The 20,736-nt window shown below is 44.3% G+C and carries 14 protein-coding genes, 21 tRNA genes and 1 rRNA gene; 3 read left to right on the top strand and 33 right to left on the bottom strand.

The annotated features are described in order from the left end of the window. Nucleotides 1–11: 11 nt before the first annotated feature. From menH to TY49_RS21940, 3 genes are read right to left on the bottom strand one after another with little or no spacing between them, the layout of a single operon-like run. The gene (gene menH, locus TY49_RS21950) at nucleotides 12–821 is read right to left on the bottom strand and encodes a 2-succinyl-6-hydroxy-2,4-cyclohexadiene-1-carboxylate synthase (protein WP_041968024.1); all 810 of its coding nucleotides are present in this window, start codon (nucleotides 819–821) and stop codon (nucleotides 12–14) included. Further along, a complete protein-coding gene (menD, locus tag TY49_RS21945; protein ID WP_041968023.1) occupies nucleotides 818–2,569 on the bottom strand; it encodes a 2-succinyl-5-enolpyruvyl-6-hydroxy-3-cyclohexene-1-carboxylic-acid synthase in 1,752 nt (583 codons plus the stop codon). Before menD ends, menH begins: the two co-directional genes overlap by 4 nt. Continuing rightward, nucleotides 2,566–3,972 carry an isochorismate synthase gene (locus TY49_RS21940; protein ID WP_041968022.1) on the bottom strand — a complete coding sequence of 469 codons (1,407 nt, stop codon included), beginning with the start codon at nucleotides 3,970–3,972 and terminating at the stop codon, nucleotides 2,566–2,568. The genes menD and TY49_RS21940 overlap by 4 nt, the downstream gene beginning before the upstream one ends. A gap of 330 nt (nucleotides 3,973–4,302) precedes the next feature. On the opposite strand from TY49_RS21940, the gene TY49_RS21935 reads away from it, so the two are divergent. Next, nucleotides 4,303–5,235, top strand: a complete 933-nt coding sequence (locus TY49_RS21935; protein WP_041968021.1) for a 1,4-dihydroxy-2-naphthoate polyprenyltransferase — start codon at nucleotides 4,303–4,305, stop codon at nucleotides 5,233–5,235. Nucleotides 5,236–5,345: 110 nt separating this feature from the next. Continuing rightward, nucleotides 5,346–6,110, top strand: coding sequence for a TraR/DksA C4-type zinc finger protein (locus TY49_RS21930; RefSeq protein ID WP_041968020.1), 765 nt, complete (start codon nucleotides 5,346–5,348; stop codon nucleotides 6,108–6,110). A gap of 275 nt (nucleotides 6,111–6,385) precedes the next feature. Here TY49_RS21930 and TY49_RS21925 read toward each other — a convergent pair whose 3' ends face one another. The 3 genes from TY49_RS21925 to TY49_RS21915 form a co-directional block, all read right to left on the bottom strand. Further along, entirely contained in the window at nucleotides 6,386–6,934 is a 549-nt protein-coding gene (locus TY49_RS21925; protein ID WP_052442266.1) for a hypothetical protein, read from the bottom strand. A 16-nt stretch (nucleotides 6,935–6,950) separates the two neighbouring features. Further along, nucleotides 6,951–7,358 carry a DUF2243 domain-containing protein gene (locus tag TY49_RS21920; protein ID WP_269745789.1) on the bottom strand — a complete coding sequence of 136 codons (408 nt, stop codon included), beginning with the start codon at nucleotides 7,356–7,358 and terminating at the stop codon, nucleotides 6,951–6,953. Between the two features lie 153 nt (nucleotides 7,359–7,511). Further along, complete coding sequence (locus tag TY49_RS21915; protein WP_041968018.1) at nucleotides 7,512–8,393, bottom strand: cupin domain-containing protein; 882 nt, start codon at nucleotides 8,391–8,393, stop codon at nucleotides 7,512–7,514. A gap of 142 nt (nucleotides 8,394–8,535) precedes the next feature. Between TY49_RS21915 and TY49_RS21910 the strand changes: the two genes are divergently transcribed. Further along, entirely contained in the window at nucleotides 8,536–9,408 is an 873-nt protein-coding gene (locus TY49_RS21910; protein ID WP_041968017.1) for an EamA family transporter, read from the top strand. Between the two features lie 331 nt (nucleotides 9,409–9,739). Here the strand turns inward: TY49_RS21910 and TY49_RS21905 are convergent, their stop codons facing one another. The 27 genes from TY49_RS21905 to rrf form a co-directional block, all read right to left on the bottom strand. Next, the gene (locus tag TY49_RS21905; protein WP_041968016.1) at nucleotides 9,740–12,145 is read right to left on the bottom strand and encodes a glycogen/starch/alpha-glucan phosphorylase; all 2,406 of its coding nucleotides are present in this window, start codon (nucleotides 12,143–12,145) and stop codon (nucleotides 9,740–9,742) included. After that, the gene (gene glgA / locus TY49_RS21900; RefSeq protein ID WP_041968015.1) at nucleotides 12,135–13,586 is read right to left on the bottom strand and encodes a glycogen synthase GlgA; all 1,452 of its coding nucleotides are present in this window, start codon (nucleotides 13,584–13,586) and stop codon (nucleotides 12,135–12,137) included. Before glgA ends, TY49_RS21905 begins: the two co-directional genes overlap by 11 nt. After that, nucleotides 13,583–14,611, bottom strand: a complete 1,029-nt coding sequence (locus TY49_RS21895; RefSeq protein ID WP_041968014.1) for a GlgC family sugar phosphate nucleotidyltransferase — start codon at nucleotides 14,609–14,611, stop codon at nucleotides 13,583–13,585. The genes glgA and TY49_RS21895 overlap by 4 nt, the downstream gene beginning before the upstream one ends. Nucleotides 14,612–14,633: 22 nt before the next feature. Continuing rightward, the gene (locus tag TY49_RS21890) at nucleotides 14,634–15,782 is read right to left on the bottom strand and encodes a glucose-1-phosphate adenylyltransferase (protein ID WP_041968013.1); all 1,149 of its coding nucleotides are present in this window, start codon (nucleotides 15,780–15,782) and stop codon (nucleotides 14,634–14,636) included. Further along, nucleotides 15,700–17,658 carry a 1,4-alpha-glucan branching protein GlgB gene (gene glgB / locus TY49_RS21885; protein ID WP_041968012.1) on the bottom strand — a complete coding sequence of 653 codons (1,959 nt, stop codon included), beginning with the start codon at nucleotides 17,656–17,658 and terminating at the stop codon, nucleotides 15,700–15,702. The genes TY49_RS21890 and glgB overlap by 83 nt, the downstream gene beginning before the upstream one ends. Nucleotides 17,659–18,257: 599 nt before the next feature. Continuing rightward, nucleotides 18,258–18,329, bottom strand: a tRNA-Glu gene (locus tag TY49_RS21880). Between the two features lie 3 nt (nucleotides 18,330–18,332). Then, a tRNA-Ser gene (locus TY49_RS21875) sits at nucleotides 18,333–18,423 on the bottom strand. A 7-nt stretch (nucleotides 18,424–18,430) separates the two neighbouring features. Next, nucleotides 18,431–18,505 (bottom strand) — tRNA-Asn (locus tag TY49_RS21870). A gap of 13 nt (nucleotides 18,506–18,518) precedes the next feature. After that, a tRNA-Ile gene (locus TY49_RS21865) sits at nucleotides 18,519–18,592 on the bottom strand. Between the two features lie 3 nt (nucleotides 18,593–18,595). After that, nucleotides 18,596–18,669, bottom strand: a tRNA-Gly gene (locus tag TY49_RS21860). A 6-nt stretch (nucleotides 18,670–18,675) separates the two neighbouring features. Next, nucleotides 18,676–18,751 (bottom strand) — tRNA-His (locus TY49_RS21855). A 38-nt stretch (nucleotides 18,752–18,789) separates the two neighbouring features. Beyond that, nucleotides 18,790–18,862, bottom strand: a tRNA-Phe gene (locus tag TY49_RS21850). 156 nt (nucleotides 18,863–19,018) lie between these two features. Beyond that, nucleotides 19,019–19,094, bottom strand: a tRNA-Asp gene (locus TY49_RS21845). 3 nt (nucleotides 19,095–19,097) lie between these two features. Continuing rightward, nucleotides 19,098–19,171: transfer RNA gene (locus tag TY49_RS21840), tRNA-Met, on the bottom strand. A 22-nt stretch (nucleotides 19,172–19,193) separates the two neighbouring features. Then, nucleotides 19,194–19,286, bottom strand: a tRNA-Ser gene (locus TY49_RS21835). A gap of 16 nt (nucleotides 19,287–19,302) precedes the next feature. After that, nucleotides 19,303–19,379: transfer RNA gene (locus tag TY49_RS21830), tRNA-Ile, on the bottom strand. A 190-nt stretch (nucleotides 19,380–19,569) separates the two neighbouring features. Next, nucleotides 19,570–19,646 (bottom strand) — tRNA-Met (locus TY49_RS21825). A gap of 22 nt (nucleotides 19,647–19,668) precedes the next feature. Then, nucleotides 19,669–19,744, bottom strand: a tRNA-Ala gene (locus TY49_RS21820). 17 nt (nucleotides 19,745–19,761) lie between these two features. Beyond that, nucleotides 19,762–19,838, bottom strand: a tRNA-Pro gene (locus TY49_RS21815). A 17-nt stretch (nucleotides 19,839–19,855) separates the two neighbouring features. After that, nucleotides 19,856–19,932 (bottom strand) — tRNA-Arg (locus tag TY49_RS21810). 28 nt (nucleotides 19,933–19,960) lie between these two features. Further along, nucleotides 19,961–20,049 (bottom strand) — tRNA-Leu (locus TY49_RS21805). 10 nt (nucleotides 20,050–20,059) lie between these two features. Further along, nucleotides 20,060–20,134 (bottom strand) — tRNA-Gly (locus tag TY49_RS21800). A gap of 20 nt (nucleotides 20,135–20,154) precedes the next feature. Next, nucleotides 20,155–20,239 (bottom strand) — tRNA-Leu (locus tag TY49_RS21795). Nucleotides 20,240–20,279: 40 nt separating this feature from the next. Continuing rightward, nucleotides 20,280–20,355, bottom strand: a tRNA-Lys gene (locus TY49_RS21790). Between the two features lie 10 nt (nucleotides 20,356–20,365). Beyond that, nucleotides 20,366–20,438 (bottom strand) — tRNA-Thr (locus TY49_RS21785). Nucleotides 20,439–20,450: 12 nt separating this feature from the next. Next, nucleotides 20,451–20,526: transfer RNA gene (locus TY49_RS21780), tRNA-Val, on the bottom strand. A gap of 10 nt (nucleotides 20,527–20,536) precedes the next feature. Continuing rightward, nucleotides 20,537–20,652 (bottom strand): 5S ribosomal RNA (gene rrf / locus TY49_RS21775). Between the last annotated feature and the right edge of the window lie 84 nt (nucleotides 20,653–20,736).

Genomic DNA, 20,736 nt, shown 5'->3' with positions numbered 1-20,736 from the left:
ACTACCTCCTATTATGTATTCGACAAAAACTCACTTACTATTGTACCAAATTTTTCACGTTCTTCCACATGAATTGCATGGCCGCAATCAATTATCGACAAATGTTTCGCATTTGGAAGCTTTGAAGCCATGTCAGCAGCTATTTTACAGAACTTATCATCGAGTTCGCCTGTAATCAAAAGAGTCTCGAAATCAAAAGTCGTTAGCTTGTCCCACCATGAAGGCTGAGCACCCGTCCCCATCCCCCTCAGACTGTTGGAGAGTCCGACAGGGTTGTTCCTCAGTCTTTGACTCCTTATTTGTTCCCTTATTTCTTTCGGAAGATTCAACTGTGATTGAAAAAGCGGAATTGATTCCCAGAAACTAATGAATTTTTCAAGGCCTTCTGTTTCAATCTTCATAGCTAGCTTCTGGTCCTGCTGGACTCGAGCTTCCCGGTCTGCAGGATTCTCGAGGCCGGGTGTAGTGCTCTCAAGGACCAGCTTCCTGATTCTTTCGGGATACATACTTGCAAATGTGATAGCTATACGGCCACCCATAGAATACCCAAGCATATCGGTTTTCTCAATCTCTAGCTGGTCTAGAAGCACTTTCAAATCATCAGTAGCTTTCTTGATGTTGTATCGCGCCGTATCGCCAGGCGATTCAGTCTCCCCGTGGCCAATAAGGTCCACCATCAGTAACGTTGAATGATTCCCCCATATAGGACAAAACGGCTTCCAAGTAGAAGCCGCGCCCGTAAAGCCATGGAGCAACACAAGGGGAAAACCATCGCCGTACTGCTCGACATGATATCGTACGCCGTTAATCATGGTTTTCATTTCGTGTCACCTTTTAGCATAGTAGTTATTTCCCGGGAAACAGAATTCCACAAATCTCGATGTTCCTTCAGGTTGGAATCCCTTGTTGTCCTGATTTCCATCACTTTTAAGCCGTCAACCTCTTGGTTTTTGGCCAAAGTCTCTGAAAATTGCTCCCAATCTTTGATTAAATCATATTTCCCGTTGTACATTTCGACAACATGGCTGAAATCCAAGTCCAAAGGTGTACCGAAAAGCTTTTCAAAATGCTTTGGTTCCTTTGCCTGAGGCAGGAACGAGAAGATTCCGCCGCCATTATTGTTGATCAGCAAAATATTGATATCGATATTATATAATTTTGAAGCCAATAAACCGTTTAGATCATGATAGAATGTCAAATCGCCCAATACAAGGTAGCATGGCTGCGATACACTGGCTACACCAAGTGCGGTAGAAACGATACCGTCTATACCGTTTGCTCCTCTGTTTGCCATTACCTTGATATTCTTTTTATTTAATAGGAAGAAAGAATCAAGATCCCGGATTGGCATGCTGTTTCCGACAAACAATGTCGAGTCTTCCGGAAGCATTTCAGTGAGCTGTTGGAATAGCTTCCCTTCACTTAAGTCCTCAACTTGAGAAATAGCAGACAACTGTTCTTTGGCTAGTTCATTGACGGTGAGCCATTTATTCAGATAGTCAGGATTGCCTGATGGTGCAGCAGCCTCACCAATTTTTTTACAGAACAAAGCTTCATCGCAATATATCATTTCAGAAGCCGACATCGTAGGTTCACGCCAGCCGGCGCCGCTGTCGACAACGAATTGTCGGGCAGTCCGATTTTCTTTTATAAAAATAGTCAGAGCTTTTGAGATTGGCATTGCTCCAAACCGGATAATCACATCCGGCTTCAATGCTTCCTTCGCATCTTCATTCCTTAAAAACGCATCATAGGCATCAATGATGTGTTGGCCATCATGTTCTCCGCTTCGCAATTGTGACAGTGGATCAGCGATGATTGGGAATTGTAATATATCAGCAAGGGCAATGACTTCATTTGCAAATTCGCTGTTGTCGAGCTGCCCGCAGACAATAATCCCCTTCTTATATGAAGCAATATCCTCACTGATTGCCGCAAACGTTTGATCAGATAAACTAAGGCGTCCTGTCTCGATTTCCACATATCCGCCAACGCGTTCAGGCAGTTCGAACATGTTTTCATCCATAATCGGAATCAACGGTTCCCTGAATGGAAAGTTCAAATGGACAGGTCCCTGTGGATAGCTTGCAGCAGTAGCCGCTGCCCTGCCACAAACAGTCCGGGCATAGCGGATCATATCCTCCGTTTTTTCCGGCGGTGCCATTTCGACAAACCATTTTACATTCTTGCCGTACAAATGAATCTGGTCAATCGCCTGCGGGGCACCGACATCACGCAATTCATGCGGCCGGTCTGCTGTCAGGACAATCAACGGAATCCGTGAAATACTGGCCTCAATCACTGCTGGATAATAGTTCGCAGCAGCTGTTCCTGACGTACAAAGCAAAGCGACAGGCTTTCGAGTAGCCTTCGCAATTCCAAGGGCGAAGAATGAAGCAGATCGTTCATCGACCTGGATATGGATGCGCAGGTCTGGATGCTCAGCCATAACGAGTGCCATTGGCGTTGACCTCGATCCAGGACTGATGACAACATCCTTCACTCCTGTTTTGGATAATTCCGCAACGAATGCTGCGATATATGCTGTTAAACCTTCCTGGTGGCTCATGTGATCTTTCCTCCAAGTGCTGTAAGCATCGGCCTGAACTTGATGCTAGTCTCTTTATATTCGCTTTCGGCATTTGAATCTGCCACAATGCCGCAGCCTGCAAATAGCGATGCCTCATTTCCCTGAATCAGTCCTGAGCGGATCGCTACGGCAAATTCACCATTTCCCTGATAATCCATCCAGCCAACAGGTGCTGCATAAAGGCCTCTATCAAGTTGTTCAATTTCCCTTATTTTCACGATTGCTGCCTGCTTCGGCAATCCGCCCAGTGCAGGAGTCGGGTGAAGTCGGTTTACTAAATGAAGCAGTGATGTACCTTCCCGATTCCTCCCGATTACAGGTGTATACAAATGCTGAATATATTTCATTTTCATTAATACAGGCTGTTCAGGAAGAATCACCTCATCACAGGTTTCTTCCATCGCTCCCTTAATCATATCCACCACATATTGATGCTCAATCAAGTTTTTCTCGTCTGTTAAAAGCTCCTCGCCGAGACTTTCATCTTCATCAGGAGTGATACCCCTGGCGATCGAACCGGCCAGGCAGGCTGAAAACAGACTTGCTCCATCCTTCTTGACCAACCGTTCAGGAGAAGCTCCGATAAAGCAATCACCATTTGATTCGAAGGCAAATGTAAAGCTTTTATGCTGATTCTCAAGCAGATTCGCCAGGACACTTTCTGACTGTACTTCATCTGTAAAGTGAAGACGCAACTCCCTAGCAAGCACGACCTTCTTCAGTTCACTATTTTCAAAACCGTTTACAACATCAGTTACCGTCTGCTTCCATGCCTCAGGATCAATTTCAATAATATCCTTAAGATCAAGCCTGCCTAGCGCTGGTTTCTGTCCAGCGTTCGAAAGAACCTCTTCCCTCTCCCTTGTGACTTTATCAAATAGTGACATATCGTCGTGTTGGGTGCAGATTACATTGGTTGTAAAGTACGCCTCTCCCTTGACAATAGTCAGCATATATTTCGGAATGTGGAAAAGAGCTTCGGAAAATTTGGACCATAAGCTCGTTTTCTTCTTCAGTGGATCAAAGGTAAATCCGCCAAACATAGATGGCCCTGTTCCATTTACATTGTGTTTATTAAACACCAGTGCTGTACCCATGAAGCGCTTCCACTCTTTTTCAACATGAAAAAAGCGGTCAGCTCCCTGATCCGACTGTATTTGTCCGCATATACCCAATCCAGCTAGGAAGTCTTCCCCTTCAGGATCCTTCCAGAAAAAGCGTTCTCCAAAAAACTTTTCCCTGCCTGAAGCAAAAAAATAAAAAGGATCTATACGATCTATTTTATGGACCTCGCTGACCAAAACCGACTGAGATTGTCCTTTGGCTCGCTCAATCGCATCAAGAATTCCCTGTCTAAGTTCCGTTTCCTGAATGGCAACCAAAAATATCCCCCCAATAACAGCCTCTCATCTGTTATCACACGTTTTAAAGCTTATTTTAAGATACACCTCATACATCACGATGTCAATAATGGCGGGCTTTCCTAACCTATTATCATCCTTATTATATATTACACGCAAACAGCTGAGACAATCTGGAAAATCCATCCTCATTATACGTGAAAATACTAATTGACAGTGTATATGTGAATATCTACACTATTAATTGTAAGGTAATTTAGCCTAGATATGAAAGGTCTTTTTGACAATTTTGGTTCTTTTAGATAAAATATAAAGGTTTGATAGATTGATATATAAGGGAGAGAATTAGTTATGCAACCACAGCTACAGCCTAGTTCTTCACCAGCAGTCAATGGCGCAGACTGGAGAGTCTGGTGGCAGCTTACACGGCCGCACACTTTGACTGCCGCATTTGCCCCTGTCCTTTTGGGGACTGCTTTAGCGATAGAATACAGCGGTGGAATCCATTGGGGAATCTTCCTCGCGATGTTAATAGCAAGCCTGCTAATCCAGGCAGCAACGAATATGTTCAATGAGTATTATGATTTTAAACGTGGACTTGATAATGAAAATTCCGTTGGGATCGGCGGAGCGATCGTCCGCCATGGCATTAAGCCTAAAACGGTCTTGAATCTGGCGTTTGGCCTTTATGGAATTTCAGTCCTTCTTGGCATTTATATTTGCATGAGTACTAGCTGGTGGGTCGCTGCTGTCGGTGTCGTTTCCCTTGCTGCTGGTTATCTTTACACAGGCGGTCCATTGCCAATTGCCTACACTCCTTTCGGTGAGCTTGTCGCAGGATTTTTCATGGGCGTGTTGATCATCCTGATTTCCTTCTACATCCAGACTGGCACGGTAACTCCTACAAGTGTACTTGTTTCTATTCCTAGCTTTTTGCTAGTCGGCGCGATTTTGCTTGCGAATAATATTAGAGACCTTGATGGCGACAAGGAATTCGGCCGGAAAACACTGGCTATCCTGCTTGGACGAAATGGTGCTATCAGGCTGCTCGCGGGTATGTTCATTGTATCCTACGCGTGGGTAATCGGCTTAATCATTGCTGGAGTCGTTTCGCCATGGCTTGCGATTGTTGCCCTCAGCATTCCTAAGGCTGTAAAAGCAACGAAAGGCTTCATCGGGAAATCAAATCCATTGCAAATGATGCCGGCAATGGCAGCGACAGCAAAGACCAATACCATTTTCGGATTACTTTTATCTGTAGGCATTTTCATCAGTTTAATATAATTTCACTTGAGAAGCTTCTGCCTTTGGCGGAAGCTTTTTCTATGTTTCTTAAAATCACGAGCGGGTATTTAGTACGTATGACGCCGAATTAAAACTAAGGATGTGTAAATATGCTGACAAATGACCAGCTAAGTCAACTAAAGCAAACGCTTATAGATGAAAAAGAAACGCTAATTTCACAAATAAAAAACAATGAAGAGGAAGGCTATCTCGAGGGCAGCCAGCGTGAAGCGACAGGAGAACTTTCTTCCTACGATAATCATCCTGCTGACAGCGGGACAGAGCTGTTTGAGCGCAGCAAAAATCTGGCGATGGACGAGCATCATGATGACCAGATTGAAAAAGTTAATAGCGCTCTTAAATCATTCGAGGATGGCACCTACGGAAAATGTGCGGAATGCGGGAAAGAGATTCCTTTTGAGCGACTTGAAGCCGTACCTTATACTTTATATTGCGTCGAGCACTCTGCCGAACAAACTCTTTCAAATGACCGTCCAGCTGAAGAAGATGTTCTTGAATATACCCATGAAGCCGACTTCGATCGCAGGCAAAACGAAGAAATGACCGACAACAGGAACAGCTTCAATGATGTAGCCGAGTTCGGTACATCTGAAACACCTTCTGATCTTACTGGAGATCATGAAGACTACAATAAGCTCTACATTGATAATGAAAAAGAAAAAGGGTTCACGGAAGACTATGAATCCTTCAGCGCCACTGACATTGAAGGTGATGACCGACAAGTATTCCAGAGTGATACCGAAGAGGAATACGAGGAAATGCTGGACGAAGCCGGAATCGAGTCCGAGCTTGGAGATATCCCTTATAAAGAGGGAGACAGTTATATTAATGATGACAAAAAGAAAAATGAATAAGGAAAACAGCCTCAGTTCACTTTTGGGACTGAGGCTGTTTTTTGGAAGGGATTTTTCCTTTTTGGCAACAAAATTGTGACATTATGTAAAATAGGTGCTAATAAAGCTGATTGGAGACGATAATCGCAAATCTTTGGAAAATATGTACACCAATAAAGTCGATTGGTTACCTAAATATCAATATTTCCGAAAAACAGGGCACCAATTAGGCCGATTGGTTACCTAAATATCAACATTTTCCGAGAGTCAGGGCACCAATACGCTCGATTGGATACCTAAATATCAATATTTTCCGAAAACAGGGCACCAATACGCTCGGCCAGGGACATAATTGGTGCGCGATGCTTGTTACACCATTCCATTAACTTTCCGTTTTCCACAACTACATTACTACTGATTGGCTTCCCTCTATAAGCCAATATTCCATGATTATTGGAATTGAGTGTAACCATTATTTCATTCTTCCCCTTCTTCAAGTCACCAAGGTTGTAGTATTCTCCATACAGCCGATTGATCTTTTTCCCATTGATGTATAAGTGGGCATGTCCTTCATTATAGCTTGGCGTTTTTACCCCTACCTTCTCCGGAGCGAACATAAAGTGCTCTGTCTTTACCTTCAATAGCCACGTACCGGATGGATCTTGCTTCACGTTCACATCAACAGTAGGAATTTGATATTCTTCTGGAATCTCTACAATACCATGACCCATATGATTTTTTGATGCATTGGCACTTGAAGGATTGTGCTCATTATTACTCGTAAAATAAAAAAAGAACACGATGAATGGTATGAAAAAGACTAAAAAGCTTCTCAACCTTTTCAATTTCTACACCTCACCTTTACGCATTCTGTTCCAGCCGCTTGATCATAAACCCAATGACCACTAACAAAGCACCAATCGCCAAAAATGCCAGGTCGTACATTAAAGGATTTTCTGCCAATGGTTTGACCCGATGCACTTGCAGGATATGATGATCTACAATTCCTTCAACGAGATTAAACGCTCCGCCGCCGATGAATATCCCTCCAAGGAAAATTCTCCAGCTGTATCCAAGCTGATTCTTTCGCGCATCCTGAAAAATTTTCACTCCGCCCCAGAGGAGCTTTGCAGAAAACAATGCAGTGAATAAGCCGTCTGTAAAAATCTCCAACTGAATATTATCGCTAAGAACCATATGATGCCACTGGAGCAGCTGGTGGAACACTATTCCATCTATCGCGCCCAACAATCCTAATCCCAGGATCAAGCCTGCGATAAATAAATTCTTGTTTTCTTTTTTTAACTAAAAACACCCTCTTAGAAGAATACATACTATCACGATTAGTGCCCAAAAAATGTTGATATTATACGGAAAATAAAAAAAGATTGGAGTATCACCTCCAATCCCTGTATTCAATATTTACTCGGCAGCTTCAGCATCTGCTTTTGTTTCGTGGACCGTTCCGAATGGATGCTCAGGTGGAGCGTAAATCACATATACTTTAAGTTTTGTATCACCTATATTGGTGACATTATGCCACTTTCCTTCAGGAATCATAATTGCAAAGTCATCAGATACCCTGGACTCAAAATCGAGGTTATCTTTGCTGTCCCCCATTTGTACAAGCGCTTCTCCTTCTTCTACTCGGATGAACTGATCACCGGTTTCATGGACCTCCAGACCAATATCTTCACCGACATCGATGCTCATCACTGTCACCTGAAGCTTGTTCCCTGTCCAAATCGCTGTACGGAATGTTTCGTTTTGCAAGGTAGCGTCTTCAATATTTATGATAAAAGGCTGCTTTCCATTATCCATTAATGGCCTGTGCCCTTCTTGCCTTAAACAGCCAAATCTTGTTGCATGCTCGATTTCATCCGCAAATGCCCTAAAGAAGACATTCCCTACCGGAAGATACTGAGTCAGCAAATAACTGTTTCGATATTCATGATAATCTTCTACTTCTGCTTCATATGCCTTTTGCAGGCCTTCCTGATAAGAGCGAAAATTCACTTGTTCAATCTGATACTGCGGCGTTTGTCCCGTAAGTGTGACAAAAAGATCGGTAAATTGTTTTAAGTGGACTTGCTTATCCTCCAAAGCCTGCTGTATCGCTTTCTTATGCCTTTGATTCGGTGCTGACTGCGCCAGGCGACTGTAAAAATCAACTGCTGAAGCTTCCCCTTTTATCCCAGCAAGCAGAACTTCAAGTACTTGCTGATGGCTATTTTGGCTGGTTCTTGGGCTGTATGATGAGGAATCAACATAATATGGATAGGAATAGGATGGAACGTTATACAATTTGCTTCATTCCCTTCACAGGTTTTATCAACCTATCGTATGCCCAGTACCTAAGTAACGTACATTGTTCGATTGAAGGACAGGCATATTCCCACTGCAGTTTACCAAACTAAGAGTACCTTATTAGAAATGGAGATAAACGATGAGTATCATTTTAGCCTTACTAGCTGCGCTATTTGCTTCCTTTACTGCTATTCTCGCTAAAATCGGAATCGAGGATGTCGATTCAAACCTGGCAACTGCCGTCAGGACGATAGTCGTTGTGATCATGGCCTACCTGATGGTTGTGATCACTGGGCAAACCGGAAACATAACCACATTGTCAACGAAATCATTCATTTTCCTGGTCCTTTCAGGATTGACGACCGGCCTTTCATGGCTTGCCTTTTTTAAAGCGATCCAAATTGGGGATGTATCCAAAGTAGTCCCGATTGATAAGGCCAGTGTCGTATTGACGATTGTGTTATCTTTTATAGTATTAAGGGAGCCTGCGACAATGCCTGTTGTCGCTGGTGGTGTCATTATATCTATTGGAACCTTTGTGCTGATTGGAAAAGACAAAAAGAAGAAAAAGCAGGAAAAAAAGGTTTTCAACACCAAATCATATATTTTTCTCGCTATCATGTCAGCAATATTTGCAGCCCTGACCAATATCCTCGCAAAAATCGGGATTGAAGATGTTGATTCAAATGTGGCCACCTTCATCAGAACAGTGGTAATCATTATTTTTGCCTGGGGAATTGTGTTTTTCCAGGGGACTGTGAAGGAACTCACGAAAATCTCCAGGAAATCTTACATATTCCTGATCCTGTCCGGCGCAGCAACTGGTTTCTCATGGTTATGTTATTTTGCAGCACTGGCAATCGGCAAAGTGAGCATTGTCAATCCAATTGACAAATTCAGCGTCGTATTGACGATGATCCTGAGCTTTATCATTTTAAAAGAAAAACCAACAAAATCTACCGTTGCAGGTGCTGTACTGATCACGATTGGAACCGCTTTGTTGATCTTATAGAGAGAGTGGCCGCGCCAGCATCTACACTTATTGAGGCATTGAAATGCTTTCTGTTTACCTTATTGGTTTCATGGCCTCGTTTTGCTAATAGAATCTTTCTATAAGACCTTTTCGCCCCTTCTGCCGCTTTTTGGGCTTATAGAATCTTTCTAACTGAAGGTTTATATTCCGCGTCCTCTTTAAGCTAATAAAACCTCTCTAGGGTCCCTTCGTTAAGATTGCAATACCACCTCGGCCAACTAGATCCGCCTTCATGCTCATCTCGCGTTCTGCTTTTCATCCACCGACATAGCAAAAAGGCCAAATCGTCTCAGATTTGGCCTAAAGCTTTTTAAACTTTTAAAGCAGATTGTACCTTCCAGATTTGATCCGCATATTCCATAATGGTCCTGTCACTGGAGAAATAACCTGACTTCGCAATATTAACCAGACTCTTTTGCAGCCATGCATTTCGATCCAAATAACTCCGGCTGATCTCCTGGTGTGCCTCTGCATACGAAGCAAAATCCCTCAATACGAAGTACTGATCGTTATGGCCAAGCAAGGTATCATAGATTTCATTAAAGTGGTTTTCCGTGTCTGGGAAGAATCCATTGACCAGCTGGTCGACCACTCCCCGGATCCGCTCATCATGGTGATAATATTCGAGCGAATGGTAGCCGCCATTATGCTGGTAATCTAGCACTTCTTCTGCCGTCAACCCGAATAGGAAGATATTTTCCCTGCCGACCAAATCGGTTATTTCTACATTGGCACCATCCAGCGTCCCAAGTGTCATTGCTCCGTTCATCATGAACTTCATATTCCCTGTACCAGAAGCTTCTTTGCTTGCGGTTGAGATTTGTTCACTGATATCCGCAGCCGGAAAAATATCCTCGGCCAGGGAAACGCGGTAGTTTTCAAGGAAAACGACCTTCAGCTTACCATTCGTTGCGGGATCATTATTCACCTTATCAGCCACACAGTTAATCAACTTAATGACCTTTTTGGCAAAATAATAACCTGGAGAAGCCTTTGCCCCAAAAATAAATGTGCGCGGATAAAGCAATGCTTCGGGATCCTTTTTCAAAGCATTATACAGATGCATGATGTGCAATACATTCAGCAGCTGCCGCTTATAAGCATGAAGCCTTTTTACCTGTACGTCAAAAATCGATTCCGTATCAACCTGTATCCCCGTTTTATCCAAAATCCGCTTTGCCAGGCGCTCTTTGTTTGCCTGCTTTATATCATGCAATTTTTCAAGGAAAGCGGAGTCGTCCTTAAACCGCATTAACTCCTCTAACTTTTGAGGAGAAGAAACCCAGTCACTACCACCTATAGCATCTGTAATCAATCCCGACAGGCCAGGATTCGCTTTCAGCAGCCAGCGGCGGTGGGTGATCCCATTTGTTTTGTTGTTAAACCGTTCAGGATAAAACTGATAAAAAAGGTTCATCTCCCGGTTTTTCAAGATCTCCGTGTGAAGCTGGGCAACTCCGTTGACACTGTGGCTTCCGACAATGGCCAGCGGCGCCATACGCACTTCGTCATGGGCGATGATCGCCATACTTTCAACCCTGCCCCAGTCGCCAGGATACTGCTCCCAAACCTGCTTGCAGAAGCGCTCATTGATTTCCTCGACGATCATGAAAATACGCGGCAGCAGCGGCTTGAAGATCCGGATTGGCCACCTCTCCAGCGCCTCCGCCAGTGTCGTATGGTTCGTATAGGAAAGCGTCTGCACGGTGATGTCCCAGGCATCGCCCCACCCAAGGCCTTCCTCATCCATCAATATTCTCATCAGTTCAGGAACGGCAATCGCAGGGTGCGTGTCATTAATATGGATGCTCACATAATCATGAAACTCTAGCAAACTCTTATTCTTCTTTTTAAAAGAATTCACAATCGCCTTCAAGCTGGATGCGACCAGGAAATATTGCTGTTTGAGACGAAGGATTTTCCCATCATCATGCGTATCATCCGGATATAGGAATTCAGAAACCGATTCGGTATCCTTTTTGTATTTAAAAATATCCGCATTTGCCGGGAACCTGGATGGCTCGGCATTCCACAGCCTCAATGTATTTACAGTCTGGGTCTCATAGCCGATGACAGGCAAGTCATATGGTACTGCCATGATTGTCTCAGCGTTCAGATGCCTGAATACAAGCCGCCCATTCTCCATCCTGCTTTCAATTTCACCCCAGAACGGGACCTCGACTGCATCATCCGTTTTGCGTATTTCCCATACATGGCCATGCCTAAGCCATTGCTCAGGAAGCTCCACTTGATAACCATCCACTATTTTCTGCTCAAATAGTCCATGTTTATAGCGAATCCCGCAGCCATGTCCCGGCAGGTCAAGAGAAGCAAGGGAATCAAGGAAACAGGCAGCCAGGCGGCCGAGTCCGCCATTGCCAAGCCCGGCATCCGCCTCGATTTCCTCCAGCTGATCCAGCTCAATGCCCAGCTCCCCGAGCCCTTCACAGACCACTTTTTCCACTCCTAAATTGATGAGGTTATGCCTCAGAAGCCGGCCCAGCAGAAACTCGATCGACAAGTAATAGACCTGCTTTTTCGCTCCGGCACGATATAGTTCGTTTGTTTTGATCCAATCAGAACTCACATGCTCCCTGATCATATGCCCGAGAGTCTGGAACTGCTCCCGGCTCGTGCTTTCTTCAAAGCTGGTTCCAAACATCATCTCGAGTTTTTTCAAGAAAGCATTTTTGAATTGGGGAACACTAGAAAACATGCGATTCACTCCTTGAGATTAGATCGGAATATAATTCTTCGTATTGTCTGGCCGACTGTGCCCAACTATAGTCTGTCTTCATAGCATTTTTCGCCAGCTTAAGCCATTTTTCGCGCTTATGATAAAAAGACAGTGCCCTTTCAAGCGTAAACAGCATGTCATGGGCGTTAAAATTTGCAAAGGAGAATCCGTTGCCTTTACCGTTAAATTCATTGTAAGGCTGTACAGTATCGTTCAGGCCGCCTGTTTCTCTGACAACAGGAATAGCACCGTAACGCATCGCGAGCATCTGGCTTAGCCCGCATGGCTCAAACTTGGATGGCATCAGGAACAGATCGGAGCCAGCATAGACTTGATGGGCCAAATTCTCATCAAAGCCAATGTATACACCACACTGCTCAGGATAACGCGCTGACATTTCCCTGAAGAATTGCTCAAACTCAGGGTCGCCTGTTCCCAGCACTACCAGCTGCATTCCAGTCGCCATGATTTCATGGAATACTCCCCTGACCAGATCGAGACCCTTCTGCTTCGTCAGCCTTGTGATCATCGCCACAACAGGGATCTCCTCGTTTTCCGGCAAACCGAAATCACGCTGTACCTGCAGCTTGTTTTCAACTCTTTTTTCAAGTGAATCCACTCCGAAATTGGCAGCCAATCCAGGATACTTTTCAGGATCATATAAATCGTGATCAATCCCATTCAGGATTCCGGATAGATCCTCGCTTCTTTTCCGCAGGATGCCCTCCAGCTTTTCACCATAAAAGTCTGTCTGGATTTCCTCCTTATAGGTAGGACTAACAGTAGTAATATGGTCAGCAGCGATTAGAGCTGCTTTCATGAAATTGGTATTCCCGAAAAATTCAAGCTGCTCTTCATTGAAATATCGACTGTCAACCTGCAGAAGGTCACCTAATACTTCTGGAGGGAAGATTCCCTGGAACTGTAGATTATGAATTGTGAACACAGACCTAATCAACCCGTATTCTGGCCGCTTATAGTACTCTGTTCTGAGTAAAAATGGAATCATCCCGGTATGCCAGTCATGACAATGAATCACATCGGGGTAGAATTCGATCTCTGCGATAAATTCAAGGACGGCCCTGTTAAAAAACGCGAACCGTTCCCCATCATCATAATGTCCGTAAAGGCTATCGCGCTTGAAATAATACTCATTATCCACAAAATAGAAAGTAACGCCTTCATGCTCAAGAGTTTCAATGCCACAATATTGCGAGCGCCAGCCTAATTGCACATTATACTCTTTCACTTTCTTCATTTCAGAACGGAATTTCTCAGGTATCAATCCGTACTTCGGTAAAATGACTCTGACATCCGCTCCAAGCTTATTCAATTCCTTCGGAAGAGAACCCGCTACATCCGCCAGGCCGCCTGACTTGATGAACGGGACGCATTCCGATACGGCAAATAATACCTTCACGACGTGCTCCCCACTCCCTGGACTGAACCCTTGCGGATAACAGCCGGTGAGTGTGCTGGCGCTGTAATCACTGTTCCTGCTTCAATTTTGGCATCCTTATCGACAATCACTGAATCCAATAGACAATTCTCATTAATCTGTGTCTTCTGCATGATGATGCAATTGCGGATGACGGTACCCTTGCCGATTTTTACCCCGCGGGCAATGATGCTGTTTTCGACAGTGCCTTCAATCATTCCGCCATTGGCAACCATCGAATTTTTTACGGACGCATCTACGTCATAACGGGTAGGCGGCTCATCCTTCACCTTAGTCAGAATCGGTCTATCCTTCGTGAACAGCTCCTTCCAGACATCGGGCTTCATAAGGTCCATGCTGGTTCTGAAGTAGTTTTCAATTGTATCAACCATAGAGGCATACCCTTCAAAATTGTAATAACAGAGATGGAACTGGCTATCATGATCTGTCGCGACATCCCTCATATTCGAGTAACCAGTTTCATTGCGCGTCGTGATTAAATCCATCAATAATGTCTTTTTAACAAGATATATTCCTAATGATTGCCCTTCCTTCTGGACCTCCGTGATATCGCAGCCTGACTTGATATGCCAATCTAGCAGCGGCTGGAAATCCATATTGAACACCGTATAAGAATTCGAGATCAATGCATACTCTTGTGTAGCCCGTTCAAAAAAATCTATGTTATCAGCAAAGTGGTCGAGCGTCCCGATTCCCGTATAGTGTTTATCAAAGTTAGGCGCAGGGAAGAAAAATAGTCCATCCCTTTTCCGGTTAAGATCCCAGTTCCTGCCTGACCCTAAATGGTCCATCAGCGACCTGTATTGAAATTTAGGAAAAATCGCCACGCTTTGAATACCAGAGTTGACCATATTGGAAAGGATAAAATCAATCAGCCTGTATCTACCGCCAAAAGGGATCGCTGCCACCGACCGGTGAATGGAAAGTTCCTTGAGATCATCGTGAACGGTTGTCGCGTCTATTACTCCTAATAATTGTTTGTTCATTTCTTTTTCCTCCTGAATCGGTTCAATTGGATTGCAATTCACCGATTGTTTCTTCTGATACTAGTGTAATGTCATGCGCGCTTTCTCCTGGCTTTATGATTGTTCCATCCGGGACATAGACTCCTGGGGAAACGATCGCCCTTTCTATCACACAGTTATGTCCAATAACGGCATCTGGCATGATCACGGTCTCCTTAACGACAGCTCCCTTTTTCACTGTCACTCCCTGGAAAACGACTGTCCTGGAAACCTCCCCTTCAATCTTGCAGCCTTCATTGACAAGAGACTCTGACACTTCTCCTTCAGGGCAAATATATTGCGGCGGCTGATTTGGATTAACAGAGTAGATTCGCCACGAATGATCAAACAGGTTCAATTCACATTCTTTATCCAATAAATCCATATTCGCTTCCCAAAGACTTTGTACTGTCCCTACATCTTTCCAATAGCCCTTAAAAGGATAGGCAAATAATTTCATATTTTCTTGTATTAACAGAGGAATGATATCCTTCCCAAAATCATGACTGGAATTTGGATTCTGATCGTCTCTTATCAGATATTCCCTTAAAACGCTCCATTTAAAAATATAAATCCCCATCGAAGCAAGATTATTTTTCGCTACGGCTGGTTTTTCTTCAAATTCAGTAACCTTAAAGTCAGCATCCGTATTCATGATGCCAAAACGATTTGTCTCTTCCCATGGAACCTCAATGACTGAGATCGTCACATCGGCACCTTTTTCGATATGGTAATTGAGCATCAATTCATAATTCATTTTATAAATATGGTCACCCGAGAGAATCAGGACGTACTCAGGATTATACTGATCAAGATAGTTCAAATTCTGAAAAATTGCGCTTGCCGTACCAGAATACCATTTTACTTCAGAGCTCTCGGCATAAGGCGGCAGCACAGTCACCCCACCATCTTTCCTGTCAAGATCCCATGCGCTGCCGATGCCAATATAGGAATTGAGCAGAAGAGGTTGGTATTGCGTTAAGACGCCCACCGTATGGATTCCTGAGTTCGTGCAGTTGCTTAATGGGAAATCTATGATCCGATATTTGCCACCAAAAGGGACAGCAGGCTTAGCGAGATTCTTCGTCAGTGAGTACAGCCTGCTCCCTTTTCCTCCTGCCAACAGCATTGCTACGCATTTCTTCTTTTGCATGATTGTTTCTCCCCTTTCTTTTTATAACAGGACGTAAAACTGAGATTCCGAATGGAGAAATGCTCATCTCTATAGAATATGGCCTTCCATGGAAGGCTATTTCTTCAACTTTCAAAACTTTTTTGTTTATAACGCCTGAACCTCCAAAGACTGTAGCATCGCTGTTCAAAATTTCCCGATATTCGCCAGGCTTCGGTACACCGATTCGATAATCGCTATATACTTTCTCTGTGAAATTGCAAACTATGACCAGGAGTTCTTCAGGATTCTTTCCTTTCCTGATAAAAGAAAAAATCGACTGGTCCCGGTTATCAGCATCGATCCACTCAAAGCCTTCATAGCTTTGATCGACCTCATACAGCGGCTTTGACCGCTTATACAATTTGATAAGTTCCTTATTATATTGGTTCACCTTTTCATGCATTTCATAATCGAGGAGATTCCAGTCCAACTGTTCTTTGTCTTTCCATTCCGAAAACTGCCCAAATTCTGTACCCATGAAGGTCAGCTTCTTGCCGGGGTGCGCTGCCATGAACCCAAGCAATAGCCGGAGTTGTGCGAACTTTTGCCAGTAATCGCCCGGCATCTTATCAAGAAGCGATTTCTTCCCGTGAACAACCTCATCATGTGAAAAAGGCAGGACAAAATTCTCTGAAAATGCATAAAGCAGCGAAAAGGTAACTTTATCATGTATATGCTTCCTGTTATGGGATTCTTCCTCCATATACTTCAAAGTGTCATTCATCCATCCCATATTCCACTTGTATGTAAAACCAAGACCGCCATACTCCACAGGAGCCGTCACCTGCGGCCAATCAGTCGAATCCTCTGCAATCATCAGCGCTCCCGGTTCATACTCTTTGACTGCTTTGTTCAGCTTCTTTAAAAAATCTACTCCATACTGGTTCGCAGCCTGAATTGAATTCGGCCAGTAGATGATATTGGCCACTGCATCAACCCTGAAGCCGTCGATATGATATTTTTCCAGCCAGAAAAGCGCACTCGAGATCAGGAAGCTCTGTACCTCTGTTTTTCCCAGGTCGAAATTGGCTGTTCCCCAAACCTGGTTCTCACGATCATTCTCACGCTGATATTCAAACACATAGCTGCCATCAAATTTATACAGCCCATGCGCATCCTTGCAAAAATGCCCCGGAATCCAATCAAGAATGACCCCAATATTGTTTTGATGGCACATATCAACGAAATACATGAAATCATGAGGCGTTCCATATCGACTCGTAACCGAAAAATAACCAGTGGATTGATAGCCCCATGAGATGTCGAGCGGATGCTCAGTTAGAGGCAATATTTCAATATGTGTGTATCCATGCGCAATAATATACGGAATCAATTCATCAACAAGCTCACGGTATGTAAGGAACGAACCATTATCATGCTTTTTCCAGGAACCTACATGAAGTTCATAGATGAACATCGGCTCGCCAAGTGTGCTCCTCTTTTCACGCTTTTGCAGCCATTTCTGGTCATTCCATTTATAGCCGTCCATTGGGTAGACGATCGAAGCCGTATTTGGCCTTACTTCCGAGAAAAAAGCATAAGGGTCAGATTTGAGCAATCGCTCACCCGACTCCGTTACAATCTCATATTTATAAATGGTACCGGTCAGATCCCCCTCAAGAGCGAGCTGCCAGACCCCCTCCTGATTGACTTTATGAAGCTCATAGTCATTCCCATCCCAATTATTAAACTCACCTGTAAGCCTTACCTGAGTCGCATTTGGAGCCCACACACAAAATCGAGTATATGTTTCAGTTCCACTTTTAATGACATGTGCTCCAAATAAATTGTAGCTTTGGAACAGATTGCCTTCATGGAACAAATGCAATTCAAACTCTGTAGGATTAGTCACCAAGATTCTTCCACCTGCCTTCTGCAAAACTTATAAAAATTCCCTTTTTCAGTAGTATTCTAGTTACCATCCGAAATTCCTTGTAAACATTTTTTTAATATTTCGACAATAATAGTTATAAATGTGGTGCTTTCGACAAATTCAACTAAATGGTAGCGCTTTAATGTACTAAATCTTCCAATTACGCGAAATTTGGAGAACGAAAATTGAAATTGAATAATATTTTTTTGGTAGGTTCAGTTGATTTTATTGGGATTGATAGAGAGAATCAGCGGAAAATTATTTTTGGTTGATAGCGTTTTCATGTTACTTTAGGAGTTTTATTACTTTCAGTTGAGTGTAAGTTTTTGGTAAGGAGAGACACAGGGGTTGGAGATAGTTTATAACTAGTTCTGGGATTTTTGATCGAACGACGAATGCCCTGATCGTTCTGTAATCGATGGTGTCTACTCTCTATTCAAATGAAATCATGGGATAAGATTGCGAAGTTTAATCCCCTTATTAAGTTAAGTAGTACCTAACTGACTAAGCTATAGATTCAATTTGTTGACCTTAAATAAATAAAAAAAAGCCGTTAGCATAATTGCTAACAGCTTTCCTTATGACCCCTACGGGATTCGAACCCGTGTTACCGCCGTGAAAGGGCGGTGTCTTAACCGCTTGACCAAGGGGCCTTATGGCGGAGAAGGAGGGATTTGAACCCTCGCGCCGGTTACCCGACCTACACCCTTAGCAGGGGCGCCTCTTCAGCCTCTTGAGTACTTCCCCATAAAAATGGCTCCGCAGGTAGGATTCGAACCTACGACCGCTCGGTTAACAGCCGAGTGCTCTACCACTGAGCTACTGCGGAATAATATAAAAAATGGGCCTAAGTGGACTCGAACCACCGACCTCACGCTTATCAGGCGTGCGCTCTAACCAGCTGAGCTATAGGCCCTTATGGAGCGGGTGAAGAGAATCGAACTCTCATCATCAGCTTGGAAGGCTGAGGTTTTACCACTAAACTACACCCGCAAAAAATGGGGCGACTGATGGGAATCGAACCCACGAATGCCTGAACCACAATCAGGTGCGTTAACCACTTCGCCACAATCGCCATATCTATTATTGTATATTAATTGAAATTAAATAAGGTGGCTCAGGACGGAATCGAACCGCCGACACAAGGATTTTCAGTCCTTTGCTCTACCGACTGAGCTACTGAGCCACTATAATAGTGTATCCTATAATTTAACTGGTTTAAGTCCTTTGCTGGAATGACCTTCGGTCTTTCTCGCAGAGTGACGCAGGAGCTTATTCAGGAAGTGAGCAATCTGCTCTACCGACTGAGCTACTGAGCCCACTATGTTACTGATAATTAAAATGGCGGTCCCGACCGGGATCGAACCGGCGATCTCCTGCGTGACAGGCAGGCATGTTAACCGCTACACCACGGGACCAGATTGCGGGGGCAGGATTTGAACCTGCGACCTTCGGGTTATGAGCCCGACGAGCTACCGGACTGCTCCACCCCGCGACGATAATATTTAATAAGATAATGGAGGAGGTAGAGGGATTCGAACCCCCGCGCGGTGTTACCCGCCTGTCGGTTTTCAAGACCGATCCCTTCAGCCAGACTTGGGTATACCTCCGTGTTAAAATAAGCAATGGTGGACCTTGTAGGACTCGAACCTACGACCGGACGGTTATGAGCCGTCTGCTCTAACCAGCTGAGCTAAAGGTCCATGTTTAGCTGGATTGATCTAGGTTGTGAAGTATCCTAGTGGGTCTGTCCCCATCTCAGAAAGTCTATTCAAGCAGCAGCTCGATGGGTACAACTCGAAGCAATCTCATTGATGCATTGCTCGTTGCTCTAACCAGCTGAGCTAAAGGTCCAGGATATCCTAGATTGAATAGGTTCAACCAGATTGAATTTGGTAGCGGCGGAGGGGATCGAACCCCCGACCTTACGGGTATGAACCGTACGCTCTAGCCAGCTGAGCTACACCGCCAAATTATTATTTTAAGTGAATATGGTGGAGCCTAGCGGGATCGAACCGCTGACCTCCTGCGTGCAAGGCAGGCGCTCTCCCAGCTGAGCTAAGGCCCCATATAAAATAAGTAGCATGGTCGGGAAGACAGGATTCGAACCTGCGACCCCTTGGTCCCAAACCAAGTGCTCTACCAAGCTGAGCTACTCCCCGATAAAGAGAAAATATAATGGCGCGCCCGAAAGGAGTCGAACCCATAACCTTCTGATCCGTAGTCAGACGCTCTATCCAATTGAGCTACGGGCGCAAATGTAATTATTTAATAGCTAACTTGGTGGTGCCGAGGACCGGAATCGAACCGGTACGGTAGTCACCTACCGCAGGATTTTAAGTCCTGTGCGTCTGCCAGTTCCGCCACCCCGGCTTAAGAACTATGGAGCGGAAGACGGGATTCGAACCCGCGACCCCAACCTTGGCAAGGTTGTATTCTACCACTGAACTACTTCCGCAAATTTAATGTTTTAAAAAATGGTGCGGGTGAAGGGAGTCGAACCCCCACGCCTTGCGGCGCCAGATCCTAAGTCTGGTGCGTCTGCCAATTCCGCCACACCCGCATATTTGATTAAATGTTATTTTACTTTCGTAAAAAAACATTGGTGAGCCATGAAGGACTCGAACCTTCGACCCTCTGATTAAAAGTCAGATGCTCTACCGACTGAGCTAATGGCTCGTACAAAAGGTGCCGGCAAGAGGACTTGAACCCCCAACCTACTGATTACAAGTCAGTTGCTCTACCAATTGAGCTACACCGGCATTAAAGGAAAATGGTGGAGGATGACGGGATCGAACCGCCGACCCTCTGCTTGTAAGGCAGATGCTCTCCCAGCTGAGCTAATCCTCCATTTAAAACTGCCCGGCGACGTCCTACTCTCACAGGGGGAAACCCCCAACTACCATCGGCGCTGAGAAGCTTAACTTCCGTGTTCGGTATGGGAACGGGTGTGACCTTCTCGCTATCGTCACCAGACATTTTTTGAAGACAATATCTATTATACTGTCTTTTATTTATTTTGCAAGAGATTTTTTTAGTTATTTTGCTGATGCAAAAAAC

Origin of the sequence: Mesobacillus selenatarsenatis SF-1 (assembly GCF_000813125.1) — a bacterium.
Taxonomy (GTDB): Bacteria; Bacillota; Bacilli; order Bacillales; family Cytobacillaceae; genus Mesobacillus; species Mesobacillus selenatarsenatis.
The sequence above is the reverse complement of the archived record's forward strand: the minus strand, read 5'-3'. Positions and strand labels throughout refer to the sequence as shown.

Excerpts from the sequence above, each read along its gene's own strand:
- menH (WP_041968024.1), bottom strand. The coding sequence starts at position 821 with ATGAAAACCATGATTAACGGCGTACGATATCATGTCGAGCAGTACGGC.
- menD (WP_041968023.1), bottom strand. The coding sequence starts at position 2,569 with ATGAGCCACCAGGAAGGTTTAACAGCATATATCGCAGCATTCGTTGCG.
- TY49_RS21935 (WP_041968021.1), top strand. The coding sequence starts at position 4,303 with ATGCAACCACAGCTACAGCCTAGTTCTTCACCAGCAGTCAATGGCGCA.
- TY49_RS21930 (WP_041968020.1), top strand. The coding sequence starts at position 5,346 with ATGCTGACAAATGACCAGCTAAGTCAACTAAAGCAAACGCTTATAGAT.
- TY49_RS21910 (WP_041968017.1), top strand. The coding sequence starts at position 8,536 with ATGAGTATCATTTTAGCCTTACTAGCTGCGCTATTTGCTTCCTTTACT.
- TY49_RS21905 (WP_041968016.1), bottom strand. The coding sequence starts at position 12,145 with ATGTTTTCTAGTGTTCCCCAATTCAAAAATGCTTTCTTGAAAAAACTC.
- TY49_RS21895 (WP_041968014.1), bottom strand. The coding sequence starts at position 14,611 with ATGAACAAACAATTATTAGGAGTAATAGACGCGACAACCGTTCACGAT.
- TY49_RS21890 (WP_041968013.1), bottom strand. The coding sequence starts at position 15,782 with ATGCAAAAGAAGAAATGCGTAGCAATGCTGTTGGCAGGAGGAAAAGGG.